At 65.0% G+C, this 16,662-nt stretch carries 15 protein-coding genes and 1 pseudogene; 13 read left to right on the top strand and 3 right to left on the bottom strand.

All coding sequences use genetic code 11. The annotated features are described in order from the left end of the window. Window positions 1-414, bottom strand: a pseudogene (locus U4Z64_RS36755) (hypothetical protein); the annotation flags it as partial. An 18-nt stretch (window positions 415-432) separates the two neighbouring features. After that, window positions 433-3,057: a type VI secretion system Vgr family protein gene (locus tag U4Z64_RS36750; protein ID WP_321822612.1), complete on the bottom strand. Its 2,625-nt coding sequence runs from the start codon at window positions 3,055-3,057 to the stop codon at window positions 433-435. Between the two features lie 24 nt (window positions 3,058-3,081). Here U4Z64_RS36750 and U4Z64_RS36745 point away from each other — a divergent pair, with 24 nt between their 5' ends. From U4Z64_RS36745 to U4Z64_RS36695, 11 genes are all read left to right on the top strand, one after another. Further along, complete coding sequence (locus U4Z64_RS36745; RefSeq protein ID WP_321822611.1) at window positions 3,082-3,261, top strand: hypothetical protein; 180 nt, start codon at window positions 3,082-3,084, stop codon at window positions 3,259-3,261. Window positions 3,262-4,050: 789 nt separating this feature from the next. Further along, window positions 4,051-5,301, top strand: a complete 1,251-nt coding sequence (locus tag U4Z64_RS36740) for an MFS transporter (RefSeq protein ID WP_321822610.1) — start codon at window positions 4,051-4,053, stop codon at window positions 5,299-5,301. Between the two features lie 152 nt (window positions 5,302-5,453). Next, a complete protein-coding gene (locus tag U4Z64_RS36735; RefSeq protein ID WP_044848336.1) occupies window positions 5,454-6,383 on the top strand; it encodes a LysR family transcriptional regulator in 930 nt (309 codons plus the stop codon). Between the two features lie 114 nt (window positions 6,384-6,497). After that, complete coding sequence (locus U4Z64_RS36730) at window positions 6,498-6,992, top strand: hydroxyquinol 1,2-dioxygenase (RefSeq protein ID WP_321822609.1); 495 nt, start codon at window positions 6,498-6,500, stop codon at window positions 6,990-6,992. A gap of 42 nt (window positions 6,993-7,034) precedes the next feature. Further along, the gene (locus U4Z64_RS36725; protein ID WP_321822608.1) at window positions 7,035-8,054 is read left to right on the top strand and encodes a hydroxyquinol 1,2-dioxygenase; all 1,020 of its coding nucleotides are present in this window, start codon (window positions 7,035-7,037) and stop codon (window positions 8,052-8,054) included. Between the two features lie 40 nt (window positions 8,055-8,094). Beyond that, window positions 8,095-9,561, top strand: coding sequence for an aldehyde dehydrogenase family protein (locus U4Z64_RS36720; protein WP_321822607.1), 1,467 nt, complete (start codon window positions 8,095-8,097; stop codon window positions 9,559-9,561). A gap of 7 nt (window positions 9,562-9,568) precedes the next feature. Then, window positions 9,569-10,636: a maleylacetate reductase gene (locus tag U4Z64_RS36715; RefSeq protein ID WP_124571448.1), complete on the top strand. Its 1,068-nt coding sequence runs from the start codon at window positions 9,569-9,571 to the stop codon at window positions 10,634-10,636. Window positions 10,637-10,665: 29 nt separating this feature from the next. Beyond that, window positions 10,666-11,541: an intradiol ring-cleavage dioxygenase gene (locus U4Z64_RS36710; protein WP_044848368.1), complete on the top strand. Its 876-nt coding sequence runs from the start codon at window positions 10,666-10,668 to the stop codon at window positions 11,539-11,541. A 5-nt stretch (window positions 11,542-11,546) separates the two neighbouring features. Then, window positions 11,547-11,858, top strand: coding sequence for a YciI family protein (locus U4Z64_RS36705; RefSeq protein WP_321796337.1), 312 nt, complete (start codon window positions 11,547-11,549; stop codon window positions 11,856-11,858). A gap of 3 nt (window positions 11,859-11,861) precedes the next feature. Continuing rightward, window positions 11,862-12,197, top strand: a complete 336-nt coding sequence (locus U4Z64_RS36700; RefSeq protein WP_044848342.1) for a Rieske (2Fe-2S) protein — start codon at window positions 11,862-11,864, stop codon at window positions 12,195-12,197. A gap of 217 nt (window positions 12,198-12,414) precedes the next feature. Continuing rightward, complete coding sequence (locus tag U4Z64_RS36695; RefSeq protein WP_124523326.1) at window positions 12,415-13,503, top strand: porin; 1,089 nt, start codon at window positions 12,415-12,417, stop codon at window positions 13,501-13,503. 45 nt (window positions 13,504-13,548) lie between these two features. Here the strand turns inward: U4Z64_RS36695 and U4Z64_RS36690 are convergent, their stop codons facing one another. After that, on the bottom strand, window positions 13,549-14,208 hold the full coding sequence (locus U4Z64_RS36690) for a glutathione S-transferase family protein (protein ID WP_257774432.1): 660 nt from the start codon (window positions 14,206-14,208) through the stop codon (window positions 13,549-13,551). A gap of 120 nt (window positions 14,209-14,328) precedes the next feature. On the opposite strand from U4Z64_RS36690, the gene U4Z64_RS36685 reads away from it, so the two are divergent. Both U4Z64_RS36685 and U4Z64_RS36680 read left to right on the top strand, forming a co-directional pair. After that, complete coding sequence (locus U4Z64_RS36685; RefSeq protein WP_321822606.1) at window positions 14,329-15,144, top strand: helix-turn-helix domain-containing protein; 816 nt, start codon at window positions 14,329-14,331, stop codon at window positions 15,142-15,144. Window positions 15,145-15,303: 159 nt separating this feature from the next. After that, window positions 15,304-16,116: a hypothetical protein gene (locus U4Z64_RS36680; protein ID WP_321822605.1), complete on the top strand. Its 813-nt coding sequence runs from the start codon at window positions 15,304-15,306 to the stop codon at window positions 16,114-16,116. Window positions 16,117-16,662: the final 546 nt, after the last annotated feature.

Raw genomic sequence — 16,662 nt, 5'->3', positions numbered from 1 at the left:
CTTGATGTAGTTGCCGGACCAGAGCTTCGGGTTCAGAAACCCATCCGGCGTCACGCTCTCCGTGTACTTCGCGGGCGTCAATTGCCCCGCATCGATACCGTGATACATCATCTGGTCGTCCAGACGCCCGAGCCTGCGATTCAGCCCGGCGCACAGTCCTTCCTCCGAGGCCTCGAACCATTCGCCCTCCGAGTTCACCCCATGCACGAAGATGACGACACCGGGCAGGGGCATCTGCTTGAGACAGATGAGCGGCGTGTTCTTCGCAAACATCGTCACGCCTTCCACCCGGCCCACGACGATCTGCGGCGGTGCAGGACGCGATGCGGTTGCGTCCGGCGTAGCTGCGATTGTCGAGCGTTCGTCCGTGCGTGCGTCCGCTACGGGTCGCGGATCGAGAAATGAATCGGCCATTCAGACTCCTATGTGTTCCTAAATGTTCTTCTTGACGAACTTCAACGCCAGTCTCTCGAACTGGTCGGCATCAACCGCCGGCAGTTCGCCGGCCGTGTCGGTCGTCAAATTCGACAGCACCCCGGAAGACTGTTGAACGTGGCCGTCGAACCCGGCAGCCGGGTTGCCGTCCGCCGATCGGATCAGCTTCGGTACTCGACCAAGCGTGTCCTGACCAAACTTCGGCATGTCCGCACTCATGCTTGCAGGCCCGTCCCACACATGCCCTGCCGACTTCACTGTGAATGTCCCCGGACATCCCAGTTCGATATCCCCACCGCGCAGCTTGAGATACGCCCCGCCGGACGTGACGAACACGACTTCATCGCTCGCCGTGCCCGCAAGTTTCCCGCCGGCCGCGGTCAGTTGAATGTTCTTCGCCGAATCGACCTGCGTATCGTCGTGCTGCGATTGAATCGTGACCTTCCCGTGATTCGCGATCGCCGACACGCCGTCGCCGTGCGCGAACATTGCGACACCACGACCGGCATGCAGCTTGATGCGCTCGCCGCTGCTGACCTGAACGTGTTGCTGCGCGATCTGATCGATGTTCTCGCCCGCATACATGACGTGCGTTCTGGGCGTGACATTGAGCGACCCCGACTGCGCGCCGAACGCGATCAACGCGGGCGCATCGCCGGTCGCACCGGGCCGCGCACCGTCAGGCGTCCAGTTGCGGAACGCATCGGCGACGTTGTCCTGACCGGCGGTATCGGCCGACTGTCCGCCATGCTCGCCGGCATAGTCGCCGAGCGATTTGAACAGCGCCGTGCATTCGTCGAGCAGCCGAATCAGTTCGTCTCGATCGAGCTGACCGCCGGTGGCCCGTGTGCGCGCATAGGTCGACAACAGGATGCCCTGCGCCGCGCGCAGTGCCGCGGCGGCGTCGGTGCGCAGCTCGGCACCTTCGCCGCGATCCTTCCCGTGTCCGCTTTCGCGAGGCTGCGTCAGATAGCCGAGATTCAGTTGGGTATGCGCGTGTTCGCTCGCCAGCTGCGCCGAGATTTGCGACGGCGTATCGTCGAGACGAAGCTGGTTGTAGCGCCGGCCGTTGATTTCCTTGGTCTTGATGCCCGACAGGAAGCGGTTGCCGGGGAGCGCGCCCGTATGGGTGAACGTCACGGGCGGGTTCGCGCCGTTGCTCAGCACGCCGATGATGACGAGCCGGTCCGGGTCGCCGGACAGACATCCCAGCAGCACTTCCATGCCGACGCGCGGCAGGAAGAGCACGCCGAAGTTGCCGCCCGCGAGGCTTGTACCGACGCGAATCGGCGCACTGTCGCCGGCCCGGCCGTTCGTTCCGGCGCCTTGCGCGTGCGCATGATCGGCCGGGTCGTGCCCGTGGATCAGCACGCGCACGCGGCCGGCCCCGTCGCAAAACACTTCCTCGCCCTGGGCGCCGACGATCGTGCCGGTCAGCAGGTGGACCGGCGGCACATCGACCTTCGGATCATAGGCGGGCTTCAGCGGCACGCCGCGTCGCACGCACGTGAAACGGTTTTCATAGCGCGTGTCGGTTTGCTCCGGCAGATCGACAGGTGCCGGCGCAGCCGTTTGCGCGAGGTTCCGGCTCGCCGCGAACAACGTGTGCGCGCGGCCCGCGAGCGGCTTCGGCAGGTTGTTCCAGATATCGTGCCGAACCGACGTGACGACGAACTGGCGACGATCGGCCGGCCGCATGTCCAGCTCCGGGTCGCCCGTCAGCGTGAACCAGTGGCCGACGGGCAGGTCGCGTACGCTGCTGATTCCGTCGTAACGCTCGGCTTCGAACTGATGCGCCAGTATCCGGTCGCGCGTGATGCGATCGTGATCGCGCCATGAGTCGCCGACGTGCGGGATATCGATCGCGACGTCGGTCAGCAGGCGCGCAAGGTCGTTCCCGGCTTCGCCCTGGTCAAGGTCCGTGACAGCGGTGGAGTCATCTGCACGAGCCGGCTTGTAGTCCCAGGACGCGCGGCGGACCTGGCCGGGAGACACGCTCTGGCAGTGCGCAAAAAGCGTCACCGTGTCGCGTTGTTCGGTTCCGGCGTCGCGCGGGTGAAGCCGCAACGTACCGGCCGGCGCCGCCTTCAGGCGATGCGGGTCGTCGCAAAACACGAGCGTATGAAGCGGCCACGCGTCGTTCATGCCGCGCGCGGCTCCGGCCGGCTCGGCCTTCGCGAAGACCGTAATGCCTTCCCGACGCAGCAGACGCCGGATGAAACGAGCGTCCGACTCGTTGACCTGCCGCGTGAGTTCGCGCACCGGATAGCGATCGGCCTGCAATCCGGACAGGTCGAAATCGAATGCGCGCGTGAGTGCGTGGCTGCGCAGTTTCCACTCGTTCATCAGCGTCGCGAGAATCTCCGTCACGTGGCGCGATCGGAACACGCGGGCGTTGGTGCGGCGGTCCATCAACGACAGCGCGTCACACACGCACAATTGATAGACGGTCAGTTCACCGTCGGATTGACCGGTTCGCACTTCGCGCACGATCGCGTTGATCGCACGCGTACTGCCGCGGTCGGTCGTCAGCCGGACCGATACGGGCAGGCCGAGAAACAGCGTCGGCGACAGATGATCGTGGCTCGACACGCAGGTCAGTTCACCGTCGATGCCGGACATCAGGCCTTCGCGGATATCGGCGTGATGGAGCGCAAGCAAGTGGCCGACCGCGCGCTGCGCCCGGCCGAAATGGAGATCGACGGGGCGCGTGCTCCCGTCGGTCAGACTGGTCGCAAATTCCCGAAATGTTCTTGCTATCGACATCGCCATAATCTCATTGCTTTTTTATTGATTGGGATTTGTTTGAAATGTGATCCTGTTTGAAATGAGGAAATTGGACAGAAAATTCGCGTCGAGAATATCAAGCTTGTAGGTCTTGATAAATGTATTTTTGTTTTTATGTGAATAGATGGTTGGTTCGAAACGGTATTTTTCCTTTTTCGGCGATTTGGCTGGTTTTGAAAAGTCTTGTATTGATCGGCGAAAATTAGGGCATAAGTTGGTTATGTCGGATTGTGTGTTTGCCGTGCGGGCTTTTTTATTTAAATAAAATCGATTTTCGGATTTTGAAGATAAGACCCGTCTGATATCGAAGAAAATGGCGGCTCATTGCGTTGACGAAAAACATGTGGACGGATTGCTTCGTGCCCGCTCGGAGCGCATCGGCCGGTTGCCGGTCTCGTCATTCGCCGCCACCTGATCAGCGCGCGGCCGGGCGGCGCGCTGAACCGCATTCATCGGTCGCGCAAGCGGCGTCGCCTGCGGGCGCCGCTGATGTCTATGAGGGATTCCCCCGTAACCGGGGAAGGCGCGCTGCTTCGACGCCGCCGCCGTTCGCACAGCGCTTCTCCACCGACCTTTCCCGCCCGCAGCCGCCGATTATTTGCGTTTCGCGAATGGCGCGTTCGCCGGTTGTTCCATACCCGATCCGCCTGCGCGCACCTATCGTTCGGGCGTCGGCTGATTGAATTCGACGCCTGCACCCGGAAAGAAGCCGGACAGGCGGCCGCCACTTCCTCGCGACTAACGTCGCGTCGCACACCCAAGACAACGGACCTGGCTGATGCGCGGACGCCCCGGCGCGCGCAAGCGGACCAATCCACGGAGACAGACATGAAAGCAAACGAGTGGGATACCTCCTATGAGTGGAAGGCGGTGACGCTGCTGGCGCTCGGCTTCGGCCTGGTCGGCCTCGACCGCTGGCTCATCGCGCCGCTGTTCCCTTCGATCATGAAGGACCTGCACCTGAGCGCGCAGGACGTCGGCAACTGCATCGGCGTGCTCGGCCTGTCGTGGGGCATCTTCGCGGCGCTGATGGGCGGCATCTCCGACAAGATCGGCCGCCGCAAGGTCCTGATTCCCGCGATCATCGTGTTCTCGCTGCTGTCCGGCTTCTCGGGCCTCGCGGGCGGCTTGCTCGGCCTGATCGCGATCCGCGGGCTGATGGGCGTCGCCGAAGGTTCGTTCTGCCCGACCAGCTTCGCGGCCACCGCCGACGCGTCGCACCCGCGGCGGCGCGGCCTGAACCTCGGGCTGCAGCAAAGCGGCTTCGCGCTGTTCGGGCTGGCGCTGTCGCCGATCATCGCGACCCAACTGCTCAACGTCGTGTCGTGGCGCTGGGTGTTCGCGCTCGTGGCCATTCCCGGGCTGATCCTCGGCGCGATCATGTTCTTCGTGATCCGCGAACCGAAGCGCGCGAAGGAGGTCGTGTCGGAACACGCGCCGGCATCGCTCGGCCATGTGCTCAAGAGCCGCAACATCCTCGTCGCGATGGCCGCGCTGTGTTGCGCGATGACCGGCGTGTTCGTGCTCGGCGCGCTGCTGCCGCTGTACCTGACGGATTACCTTGCGCTCGGCACGCAGAAGATGGGCCTCGTGGTGTCGGCGATCGGCTTCGGTGGCTTTCTCGGGCAGTTCGGGCTGCCAGGCCTGTCCGACGTGGTGGGCCGCCGCCTCGCGAGCATCGCGGGCTTCGCCGGCACGGCGGTGATGCTCTACATCTTCCGCGGCCTCGGCCCGCAACCGGTCGTGCTGTTCGTTGTCCTGTTCGTCGCGTCGTTCTTCACGCTCGGGCTGGTGTCGCTGCTGTCGGGCCCCGTCGCGACTGAAGCCGCGCCCGTCGGCCTCGTGTCGACGTCGATCGGCGTGGTGGTCGGTTGCGGCGAGATTTTCGGCGGCGGCATCGCGCCGGCGATGGGCGGCTACGTCGCCGCGCACTTCGGGATCCAGAACATTCTGTGGCTGCCGATGGTGGCGGTGCTGCTCGGCATCGTGGTCAGCATGCTGCTGCGGGAGACGGCCCCGGCCGTGTTGCAGCGCCGCGTGGGCGTGCAGCCGGAGCTGTCGGCGGGCAAGCAGCCGTAACGTGCCGCGCGGTCGTACCGGTTCCCGGTGGCCGGCGGCCGGCGGCCGGCGGGATTGACACCCGTCCGGTGACAGTGTGACGCGTTCGGCGTGACCCACCCGGCCGGCAGGTGCGGTTAGACTGCCGGTTTGGCTTTCGGGAAAGGTGCGGCATGGACCGGTTTCTGAGCATCGAGGCGTTCGTCAGGGTCGCGGAGGCGAGCAGCTTCGCGGAAGCGGCGCGGCAGCTTGGGGTCACCAGTTCGGTCGTGACGAACCGCATCCAGCAGCTGGAGAAATTCGTCAACGCGCCGCTGTTCCATCGCAGCACGCGCCACGTGCGGCTGTCCGAAGTGGGCGAGACCTTCTACCGCGAATGCGCGGAAGTCGTGGGGCGCGTCAACGAGCTGACCGACCAGATGCGCGAACTGCGCGCGACGCCGACCGGGCGGCTGCGCATCCAGATGCTGCCCGGCTTCGCGCTCGATCACTTCGGCGTGCCGCTCGCCGAATTCAATCGCCGCTATCCGGGCATCCAGCTCGACATCATCGTCAATGACCGTGTCGTGGACCCTGTCGAAGAAGGGTTCGACATCGCGTTCCAGATCTTTCCGCCGATATCCGAGTCGCTGATCGAGCGGCGCCTGTTCGTGGTCCGACGCCTGTTCTGCGCGTCGCCGGCCTACCTCGATGCGCATGGTGCGCCACAACATCCGCGCGAATTGCTGCAGCACACCACGGCGCTGTATTCGGGTTATCCGTCACGCAACCGCTGGACGCTGACGCGCGGCGACGAAGTCGTCGAAATGGAGCTGCCGGGCATGATCCGCTCGAACTCCGTGCACTTGCTGCGCGAGTACGCGCTGACGGGCGGCGGTGTCGTGTGCCTGCCCACGCTGGTCGCGAGCGACGCGCTCGTCGCGGGCCGGCTGGTGCCCATCCTCACCGACTTCCAGATCGCGCCGCTGAGCTTCGCCGCCGTTTATCCCGCAACGCAGCGACAGGCGCTGAAGGTGAAGGCGCTGGTCGAATTCCTCGTCGAATACATCGGCGACGAGTCGCCGTGGGATCGTCCGCTGCTGGAGCGCGGCTGGGTTCGTTGAGCGAAGCGATTATTCGCGAAACGCAAATGCCGTAGTCGCGCTCCGTTGCCTTGTTGACGGGCGTCGTCGCCCCTAAAGTTGAATCCAACAAGCGGTTCAACTCAGGAGACAGCAATGACCGACACGGCATTCCACACCGTCTTTGGCTCGCTCGACGGCTACACGAAGGGCGAGATCGAAATCACCAGCGGCAGCGCAAAACACTACGCGTTCTCGAACGTCTTCGAGATCGCATCGAAGTCGGCGCCCTACGAAAAGGTCGTCGCCGGCAAGAACCTCGAATACGTGATCGAAGTGCTGCGCACCGAAGGCCAGTCGCCGTGGTTCGCGTGCGCGCACGACGAGTTCGCGATCCAGATGGACGGCGAAGTCCGCATCGACTTCATCAAGCTCGACAACCCGCCCGCCACCGGCCGCGGCACCGTGAGCGCCGGCACGCAGCCGGCGGGCCGCGAGATGGGCTACGTCGTGCTGCGCAAGGGCCACCAGGCACTGCTGCCGGCCGGCTGCGCGTATCGCTTCGCCGCCAGCAAGCCGGGCGTCGCGCTCGTGCAGACCGTGCTCGGCGAGCTGTCCGTCGAGAAGTGGGCCGACATCTGCCTGCACTGATCGATTCGATCGCGAAGATTCAACTATTCCAGGAGACACGTTATGGCCACCCTCGAGACCCTCGATCTTTCCGCAGGCTTCGCCGCCGATCTGGTGCAGGCCACGCAAGCCGATGCCGTCACCGGTTACCGCCGCTTCCACCTCGGTGAATTCGCGTTCCAGCGCGACGAGTATTTCGTGAAAATCAGCTGGCCGGCGAAAGGCCAGACCCGCACGCACGCGATCCCCGCGGACGCATTCCTGCGCGCGATGATGCGCGACGTCGCGTGGGGCTTCTTCTACGGCTGGGTGAATTTCGATCACGTGTTCGGCACGCGCAATCACTACGGCAAGGTCGACGTCTATGCGGGCACGTTCAACGGGATCCTGAAGGAAGCCGGTGTCGACTATACCGAGACGTTCGAAACGCCGACGATCATGGCGACCTTCAAGGCGATGCTGCACGACTGGACCAACGAAGGCTTCGATCCGTTCGCGGCGCCGGAGGAAACCGGCACGGCGTTCGGGCGCAAGCACGGCGAGAACGGCTCCGCGATCGAACGCACGCGCATCGCGACGCGCCGCATGCCGGGCCTCGAAGGCGACTCGCCGCTGCGCGACGATCTGCCGGTGAACCGCGCGTTCCTCGACGTCGCTCAGGACGAGCCGGAAGTGCACGTGAAGCCGGGCTTCGAAGGCGAGCTGCATGCGTTCAACGTGTTCAAGTACCTGTCGCGTTCGGACGTGACGTGGAATCCGTCGGTGACCTCCGTGTGCGGGCGCAGCCTGTTCTGCCCGACCACCGAGGAATTCATTCTGCCGGTATTCCACGGCAACGACCGCGTCGAATGGTTCCTGCAACTGTCCGACGAAATCGTGTGGGACATCGGCGACAAGAACACCGGCGCACCGCGCGCGCGCGTCACGATGCGGGCCGGCGACATCTGCGCGATGCCCGCCGACATCCGGCACCAGGGCTACTCGACGAAGCGTTCGATGCTGCTGGTCTGGGAAAACGCGACGCCGAACCTTCCGCAGCGATACGAGAGCGGCGAGCTGGCGCCGTATCCGATCGAGTTCTGAGCCGCGCCGGCTCGCACAAGCACACCATCGAGGACGATTCATGCAAACCCAACTCTTCATCGACGGCCGTTTCGTCGACGCCGTCGAGCGCGGCACGATCGACGTGCTCAATCCGCACGACGGCTCGCTGATCACGAAGATCGCCGCCGCCACCGCGGCGGACGTGGACCTCGCGGTCGAAGCCGCGACCCGCGCATTTCCGAAGTGGTCGGCGATGCCGGCGGCCGAGCGCGGCCGGCTGCTGCTGCGCCTCGCGGACGCGATCGAAGCCAACGCGGAGGAACTCGCGCAGCTCGAATCGCTGGACACCGGCCACCCGATCCGCGATTCGCGCGCGCTCGACGTGCCGCGCACGGCCGGCTGCTTCCGCTACTTCGGCGGCATGGCCGACAAGCTGCAGGGCTCGGTGATTCCGGTCGAAACCGGCTTTCTGAACTATGTGCAGCGCGCGCCGATCGGCGTCGTCGGCCAGATCGTGCCGTGGAATTTCCCGCTGATGTTCACGAGCTGGAAGATGGGCCCGGCGCTGGCGGCAGGCAACACCGTCGTGCTCAAGCCGTCGGAGATCACGCCGCTGTCGACGCTGCGCATCGTCGAACTGATGGCCGAAGTCGGGTTTCCCGAAGGCGTCGTCAATATCGTTCCCGGCTACGGTCATACGGCCGGCCAGCGTCTCGCCGAACACCCCGGTGTCGGGAAGATCGCGTTCACCGGTTCGACGGCGACGGGCCGCCGGATCGTCGAGGCGTCGCAGGGCAACCTGAAGCGCGTGCAGCTGGAGCTGGGCGGCAAGGGCGCGAACATCGTGTTCGACGACGCGAACCTCGACGCCGCCATCAACGGCGCCGCGTGGGCGATCTTCCACAACCAGGGGCAGGCGTGCATAGCGGGTTCGCGGCTCGTGCTGCATGAACGCATCGCCGACGAATTCCTCGAGCGCTTCGTGTCGCTGGCGTCGTCGATCCGCGTCGGCAACCCGCTGGACCCGGACACCGAGATGGGCCCGCTGACGTCGAAGCAGCATCTCGACCGCGTGCTGTCGTTCGTCGACGTCGCGCGCGAGCAGGGCGGCCGCGTGCTCGCCGGCGGCAGCGCGCCGCAGGATGCGGCACTCGCGAACGGTTACTACGTGCGCCCGACCGTCATCGAAGCGAAGAGCGCCGCCGATCGTGTTGCGCAGGAGGAAGTGTTCGGCCCGTTCGTCACCGTGCTGCGCTTCGGCAGCGACGAGGAAGCGCTGGCGATCGCCAACGCGACCGAATACGGGCTCGGCAGCGGACTCTGGACCAACGATCTCTCCCGCGCGCACAGGATGGCGGCGCGGATCGACGCGGGCATGTGCTGGATCAACTGCTACAAGCGCGTCAATCCGGGCAGCCCGTTCGGCGGCATCGGCAAGTCGGGCTACGGCCGCGAGATGGGTTTCGAGGCGATGCACGACTACACGGAAGCGCGCTCGGTGTGGGTCAATGTCGACGGCAAGGTGCCGCCGCACTTCAAGCGCTGAGGCCGAGATGGAGCGCTTCGTCTATCAGGGAACGCCGTCCCGCGTCGTGTTCGAATGGGGCGCGCTCGAACGGCTGCCGGACGAGTTGTCCGCGCTCGGTGCGCAGCGTGCGCTGATTCTGTCGACGCCCGAGCAGCAGCCGCTCGCCGAACGCGTCCGGGACGTGCTCGGCGAGCGTGCGGCCGGCGTGTGCGCGCAGGCCGTGATGCACGTGCCGGTCGAGGTGGCGCGGGCCGCGCGCGAGATGGCCGCCGAGCTGGGCGCGGACTGCTGCATCGCGATCGGCGGCGGCTCGACGATCGGGCTCGGCAAGGCGATCGCGCTCGAGTCGTCGCTGCCGATCCTCGCCGTGCCGACGACTTACGCGGGCTCGGAGATGACGCCGATCTTCGGGCTCACTGAGGGCCGGCTCAAGCGCACCGGACGCGATGCGCGCGTGTTGCCGCGTACGGTGCTGTATGACCCGTCCCTGACGCTGTCGCTGCCGCCGGGGATTTCGGCGGCGTCGGGCGTCAATGCGATGGCGCATGCGGTCGAGGCGCTCTACGCGGAAGATGCGAACCCGGTGATCAGCCTGATGGCCGAGGAGTCGATTCGTGCGCTCGGCGAAGCGCTGCCGGCGATCGTGCGCGCGCCCGACGATCGCGAGATGCGCAGCCGCGCGCTGTATGGCGCATGGCTCGCCGGCACGTGTCTGGGTGCAGTCGGCATGGCGCTGCATCACAAGCTTTGTCATACGCTCGGCGGCACCTTCAACCTGCCGCACGCACAGACGCACGCCGCGATGCTGCCGCATACCGCGCACTACAACCATGCGGCGGCGCCCGACGCGCTGCGCCGCGTCGCGCGGGCGCTGGGCGGCACCGACGCGGCCGACGCCGGCCCGCTGCTGTTCCGGTTGAACCGGCAATTGGGCTTGTCGGCGGCGCTGGCCGACATCGGAATGCCGGAAGCGGGCCTCGACGAAGCCGCCGATCTCGCGTGCCGGAATCCGTACGCGAATCCGCGGCCGATCGAGCGCGCGCCGATCCGCGAGTTGCTTCAGCATGCGTGGGAAGGGCGCGAGCCGCAGTGAGCGGCCGGCTGCATACAAAGGAGACGAACGTGACGAATGATCATCATGATGACGGCGACACGCGGTTGACCGAGCAGGTCGTCGCCAGCTTCGACGGTACGCCGAACCCGCGCTTGCGCGTGCTGATGCAGAGCCTCGTGCGGCACCTGCATGCGTTCGTCCGCGAAACGGAGCTGACCGAGGCCGAGTGGATGGCCGCGATTCGCTTCCTGACCGAAACCGGGCAGATGTGCGACGACGTCGTGCGCCAGGAATTCATCCTGCTGTCGGACACGCTCGGCGTGTCGATGCTGGTCGATGCGATCAACCATCGCTTCGCCACCGGTGCGACGGAAACGACCGTGTTCGGCCCGTTCTACATCGAGGGCATGCCCGAGCGCGCGTATGGCGAAAACATGGCGTTCACGCCCGGCACGCCGGTCGTCGTGCATGGCCGCGTGCTCACTACCGACGGCGCGCCGGTGCGGGACGCCGTGCTCGACGTGTGGCAGACCGCCGAAAACGGCATGTATTCCGGGCAGGATACGGCGCAGCCGCACGGCAATCTGCGCGGCCGCTACCGGACCGATGCCGAAGGCCGCTACGCGATCACGACGATCCTGCCGGTCAGCTATCCGATTCCGACCGACGGCCCGGTCGGGAAGATGCTCGACGCCACCGGGCGCCATCCGTGGCGGCCCGCGCATTTGCATTTCATGATCGACGCGCCGGGTTATCGCAAGCTCGTCACGCATCTGTTCGATGAGAACGACGCGTATCTGCAGTCGGATGCCGTCTTCGGCGTGAAGCCGTCGCTGATGGTCGCCTATCGGCCGCGTGCGGCGGGTGACGAGCTCGCGCGCCGGGTCGGCTTGAGCGGCCCGTATCGCGAGGCGACGTACGACTTCGTGCTCGACCGGAGCTGACCGACATGGCGCGATTCTTTGCGGTGTTTGCGACGGACCAGCCCGGGATGCGCGAGGTGCGCGACCGCGTGCGGCCGACGCATCGGACCTACCTGCGTTCCGCCGCGCAGCACGGCGTGTATGTGCGGCTCGGCGGGCCGACGCTCGATCCGCAGGGCGATGCGATGAACGGCACGCTGCTCGTCGTCGAGGCGGACGACATCGATGCGGTGATGCAGTTCGTCGGCAACGATCCGTATGTGAAGGAAGGGCTGTTCTCGCGGGTCGAGGTGCGTCCGTGGGACTGGAGCCTCGGCAATCCCGAGCGGAGAGCGTGAGTCATGGGTGCCACGCAACTCTGTCGCTTCGCCGATGTGCCGGATGGTGGCGCGCGGGTCGTCGATGAGGCGTGCATCGGACGTCCCGTCATCGTCGTGCGGCGCGGGGAGCAGGTGTGGGCTTACGTGAATCGTTGCCCGCATTTCTCGGTTCCGCTCGATTTCGTGCCGGGCAGCGTTTCCTGTTATCGATCCCAGGTGCTGATGTGCGCGCATCACAGTGCGCTGTTCCGGTTCGACGACGGGGTGTGTATCGACGGGCCGTGCTCGGGTGCCGGGCTGGAAGCCGTGGCCGTCGAGGTGGATGCGGCGGCGTGGGTGATTTGCCGGAGCGCCTGAATCGGCGGACGGGCCGATCGCACCAGGCTGGATGAAATCGGAAGTGCGCGGGATTTCATTTGTCCGAGTCAATAAGTAAAACTAAATGAATTTTATTGTACCGGCCCGGATGCAAGCCTGATCCGGGTGGGGGAAGGTGTTGTTTCACGAAGCATGAGCGGATCGTTCGCGACGTGGCGGGCGACCGGCTCGAATTTCAAAAAGAGACGGAGACGCAATGAAGCTCAGGTTTGGAGTATTCGCGATGCTGGCCATCGCGCAGGGTGCGTACGCACAGAGCAGCGTGACCATGTTCGGTCTGATCGACAGCGGCATCTCGTACGTCAGCAACGAGGGCGGCGGGAAGAACGTCAAGTTCGACGACGGCATCTTCACGCCGAACCTGTTCGGCTTTCGCGGCACGGAAGATCTCGGCGGCGGATATCACGCGACGTTCGCGCTCGTGAACCAGTTCTCGATGGCGAACGGCAGCATCATCGGGACCGGGATTTTCGGACGTAATGCATACGTGGGCATCGAGAGCGACCGGTTCGGCAGCGTCAGGCTCGGGAATCAGTACGACTTCATGGTCGATTCGCTGTTTGCGAAGGGGAATGCGATCTCGATGGACATCTCGGGGCTGTATGGATTCAGGAATGGCCCGTTCCAGCGTCTCGCGCTGCCTGGTAACCCGACCGGCGCGTTCGACTGGGATCGCACGGCAGGCAGCAAGCCAGTCGCGAACTCGGTCAAATACAGTTCGCCGACGATTGCAGGGTTGTCGGGCGGCGTGATGTATGCGTTCGGCGGCGTGGCCGGTTCCATCGGCGCGGACAATGCCGTGAGCGCGGGCTTGAACTACGAAGTCGGCGCGCTCGGCATCGGTGCCGCATATACGAACGAGAAGTACGGCCCGGCGCCCGGCACGCCGTCGACCAGCGTGCGCAACTGGGGTGTCGGGATGCACTACGACTTCGGTGCGGTGAGCGCGAAGGCACTCCTGACCACCGTGCACAATTCGTTCAACGATGCCGGCGTGTGGATGGCCGAGGCCGGCGGCGTGTGGCGGATCAGGCCGGACGTGTTTCTCGGCGCGAAGTACATGTACATGAAGGGCAACGAAGCCGTGAACGACAACCATGCGCATCAGGTCAGCGTCGCGCTTCAATACCTGTTCACGAAGCGGACGATGGTCTACGTGTCCGCCGATTATCAACGCGCGAACAGCGGCGCGAACGCGCAGATCAACGGCGTGCTCGATCCGAACGGGGCGTCGAGTTCAGCGAGTCAGGCGGTGGCGCGGGTCGGCCTGCATACGATGTTCTGATGGCGCGGCGGGCGGGACCGGCGTCGCGGTTCGCCCGCCAACCGGCTACCGCGTGGCTGCGGCCGCCTCCTTGGCCTTGTCCTGTTCCGCCGCCAGCGCCGCATCGGCCGCCTGCGCGCGCTGGATCGCCGGGCGCGCCAGCACGCGATCGATGTACGCGCGAATGCGCGGCGTTTCGGGTACCAGCTTGAACATCGTCGTCCAGTTCAGTGCCGAGCCCCACAGCACGTCGACCGCCGTAAAGCGTTCGCCCAGCAGGTAGGGCCCTTTCGCCAGTTGCGCATCGATCCGCATCATCACGGTATCGAAGTCGCCGTACGGCGACGTCGAGTAGGCGGCGGGCGGGCGATTCATCGAGCGGTCGACGATGGCCGGCTCGAGGCACGAGCCATAGAACGTCATCCAGGTCAGATACGGCCCGCGCAGCGAATCGCCCGGCGCCGGCGACAGGCCGGCTTCCGGATACAACTCGGCCGCGTACATGTAGACGGCGGCCTGCTCGGTGACGATCACGTCGCCATGACGCAGCGCGGGAACCTTGCCCAGCGGGTTGATGCCGAGGTAGTCTGCTTCGTGATGTTTTCCGGTGGAGAGGTCGAACGCGTGCAGTTCATAGTCGGCACTCAGTTCTTCCAGCAGCATCCGCGCGCCGGCCGAGCGGCTGCGCGGGGAGTGGAACAGGGTCAGGTGACGGTCTTGCGGCATCGCGGGCTCCGGTGTGCATTCGGGACAGGTCGACCAATATAGGACGGCCGCGCGGCTTCGTCTTGGAAAAATCCGCTGCGGCGGTGCATCATCACGCAGTCTCCTCAACGGTTCGTCACCATGGCCGACTTGCGTAACGTGACCGAGACGCCCAAAGGCGTCGTCGGCCCGAAAGCCTTCAATCAGCGCTTCCGCCTGAATCGCTATTACCCGTGTGCAGACCTGGCCGGGGGGCTGGATCACCACTGGATCGTCGAATGGGATCTGCGCGACCAGCCGCCGTATGTGCAGCGCACGCTGCCGTATCCGTGCGTGAATCTGGTGTTCGACCGGCGGCGGACGGGGATCTTCGGCGTGGTGTCGGGGGCGTTCGAGACGACGTTGACCGGGGCCGGGCGCGTGATCGGCCTGCGGTTCCGGCCGGGCGCGTTTCGGGCGTTCTTCGGCAAGCCGGTGCATTTGTCGACCGACAAGGTGCTGCCGGTGTCGACGCTGCTCGATTGCGGCGACGCGCAAGCCGAAGACGCCGTGCTCGGTGCCGAGGATGATGCCGGGATGGTGGCGGCTGCCGAGGCGCTGCTGTTGCGGGTGCTGCCGCCGGCCGATCCGCAGGTCGAACGTATTCATGGCATTTTGCAGATGCTGCAGCAGGATATCGGGCTCACGCAGGTGCGCGATCTGGCCGAGCGCGCGGGGTTGAGCGAGCGCACGCTGCAGCAACTCTTTTCCGACTATGTGGGCGTGACGCCGAAGTGGGTGATCTGTCGTTATCGCCTGCATGAGGCGGCCGACAAACTCGCCGGCGGCGAGCCGGTCGATCTTGCGGAACTGGCGCAGGCGTTGGGGTATTTCGACCAGGCGCATTTCACGCGCGATTTTCGCAAGCTGGTCGGGAAGGCGCCGGCGGAGTATCGGCGAGAGGATCGGCAGGGGTGAGGTTGCGGATGAGCGGGCGTTGGCCTGCTTTCGGGCTGACAATGAACCGGCGAAGGGGCGCTCAGGGCATCGGTGAATTTCAAACAATGGATGCGTTGCCTATCATTCCACCCTATAGTGCTCGTCGTTGACCGATCCGCAAGAAAATCAGGAGTCTTCGTGTTTCATCGGAAATCCAAGTTGGGGCGTTCGAGCTTCGCGTGCGTCGTCGCTTTGACGATGATCCTGGCGCCCGTCGCGGCGCATGCAGAGGCGGAGGCCGTCGACGCCACGACGCACGTCGCGCCTGCTTCCGATCACGACGCGTCGCCCGCACGACCGATCGTTGGCGACGACCCGGTTGCCATTCGGGATGCCCTGAAGAAGCTGCACATCAGCCCCGCGCCGCCTTCCTTGACCGACCGGGTTCGCGGCCTGGTCTCCGACGCAACCGACCGGTATGCCCCGAATCCCGACCTGGCGGCCGTCGGCCTGGATCGCGACGTGACGTTCGTGGTGCCGGTGCAGTACGGGCTGCGGTACCGGTCGCTACGGCACCTGTTGACGCTGGACGTCGACCTGTTCGACGCGGAGCACGGCGACCGGACGGGCATCCTGCTCCGGAAGGTCACGAAGGGGCCACGAGGGCGAGGGCTCGTGATCGCCCCCGAAGCGAAAGCGAAAGGGTACATCCAGCAGATCGACATCATCGAACTCGATTCCGGGCATGGGAAAAAGACCACGGTTCGCAGCCGGATGCGGATTTCGCCTGCCGTGTACGCTCAAGCGCATGGCGACTTCGCGCTCGTCTTTTCCGGGCGGCTGGTTCGGCCTTATCTGACCGAGCAAGTCGAGCATGCCGATCCGAGTATCGACGAGCCGACGGACATTACGACCCGGATCTCCAGGTTGCATATGGATATCAATGCAATCTCGCTGGTGAGTCCGTCGAGCGGGGTTGTGTTGGCGAAAAAGCTGAAGTTGTCGAAGTAGGTTTTTTTTCCTGTGCAGGGCGGTGATGCCGACCGGCTTGCGGGGGCACGCATGTCGCGTGCTTCGGCGCCGGTCGTCTGCGCGATTGCGTGCGATTGTGGTGCGGTCGGTGTCTGCTCGGAACAGCTGCTGATGTCGATTAATTCTGCTTACGAGCAGGAAAGTTGCACTTACGTGACCGTTTTCGCCTAAAAAACAGGGGCTTACAGTAGTGCTCTGCTGCGCCTCCGCGAACCTACTCCTTGCAGAGCATATCGGGATGCGATGGAGATGCAGTGTGCAAAAGTTTTCCTTACGCGAGATGGGGCTTAGCGCGCAGCACGGGAAGGATATTCTATCCCGCTGTACTGGCCCAGCGCCCGGCGGGGCCATGCTCGCCCGCGTACCTCGCTTCAGCGCCTATGTACAAAATCCTCCAGTGCTTGAAACTCAAGCTCGCGCGTCAGTTTTTCGTCTGCGGACGCTATTTGGCGGAGACTTTCGTTAAGGTCGGGCGGAGCGAAACGATTTTTGTCGATAACAGCGACCAGAAGTGATAGCGCTGGT

Origin of the sequence: Burkholderia sp. BCC1996 (genome assembly GCF_905339955.1) — a bacterium.
Taxonomy (GTDB): domain Bacteria; phylum Pseudomonadota; class Gammaproteobacteria; order Burkholderiales; family Burkholderiaceae; genus Burkholderia.
This window is presented reverse-complemented; position numbering and strand designations above follow the sequence as displayed.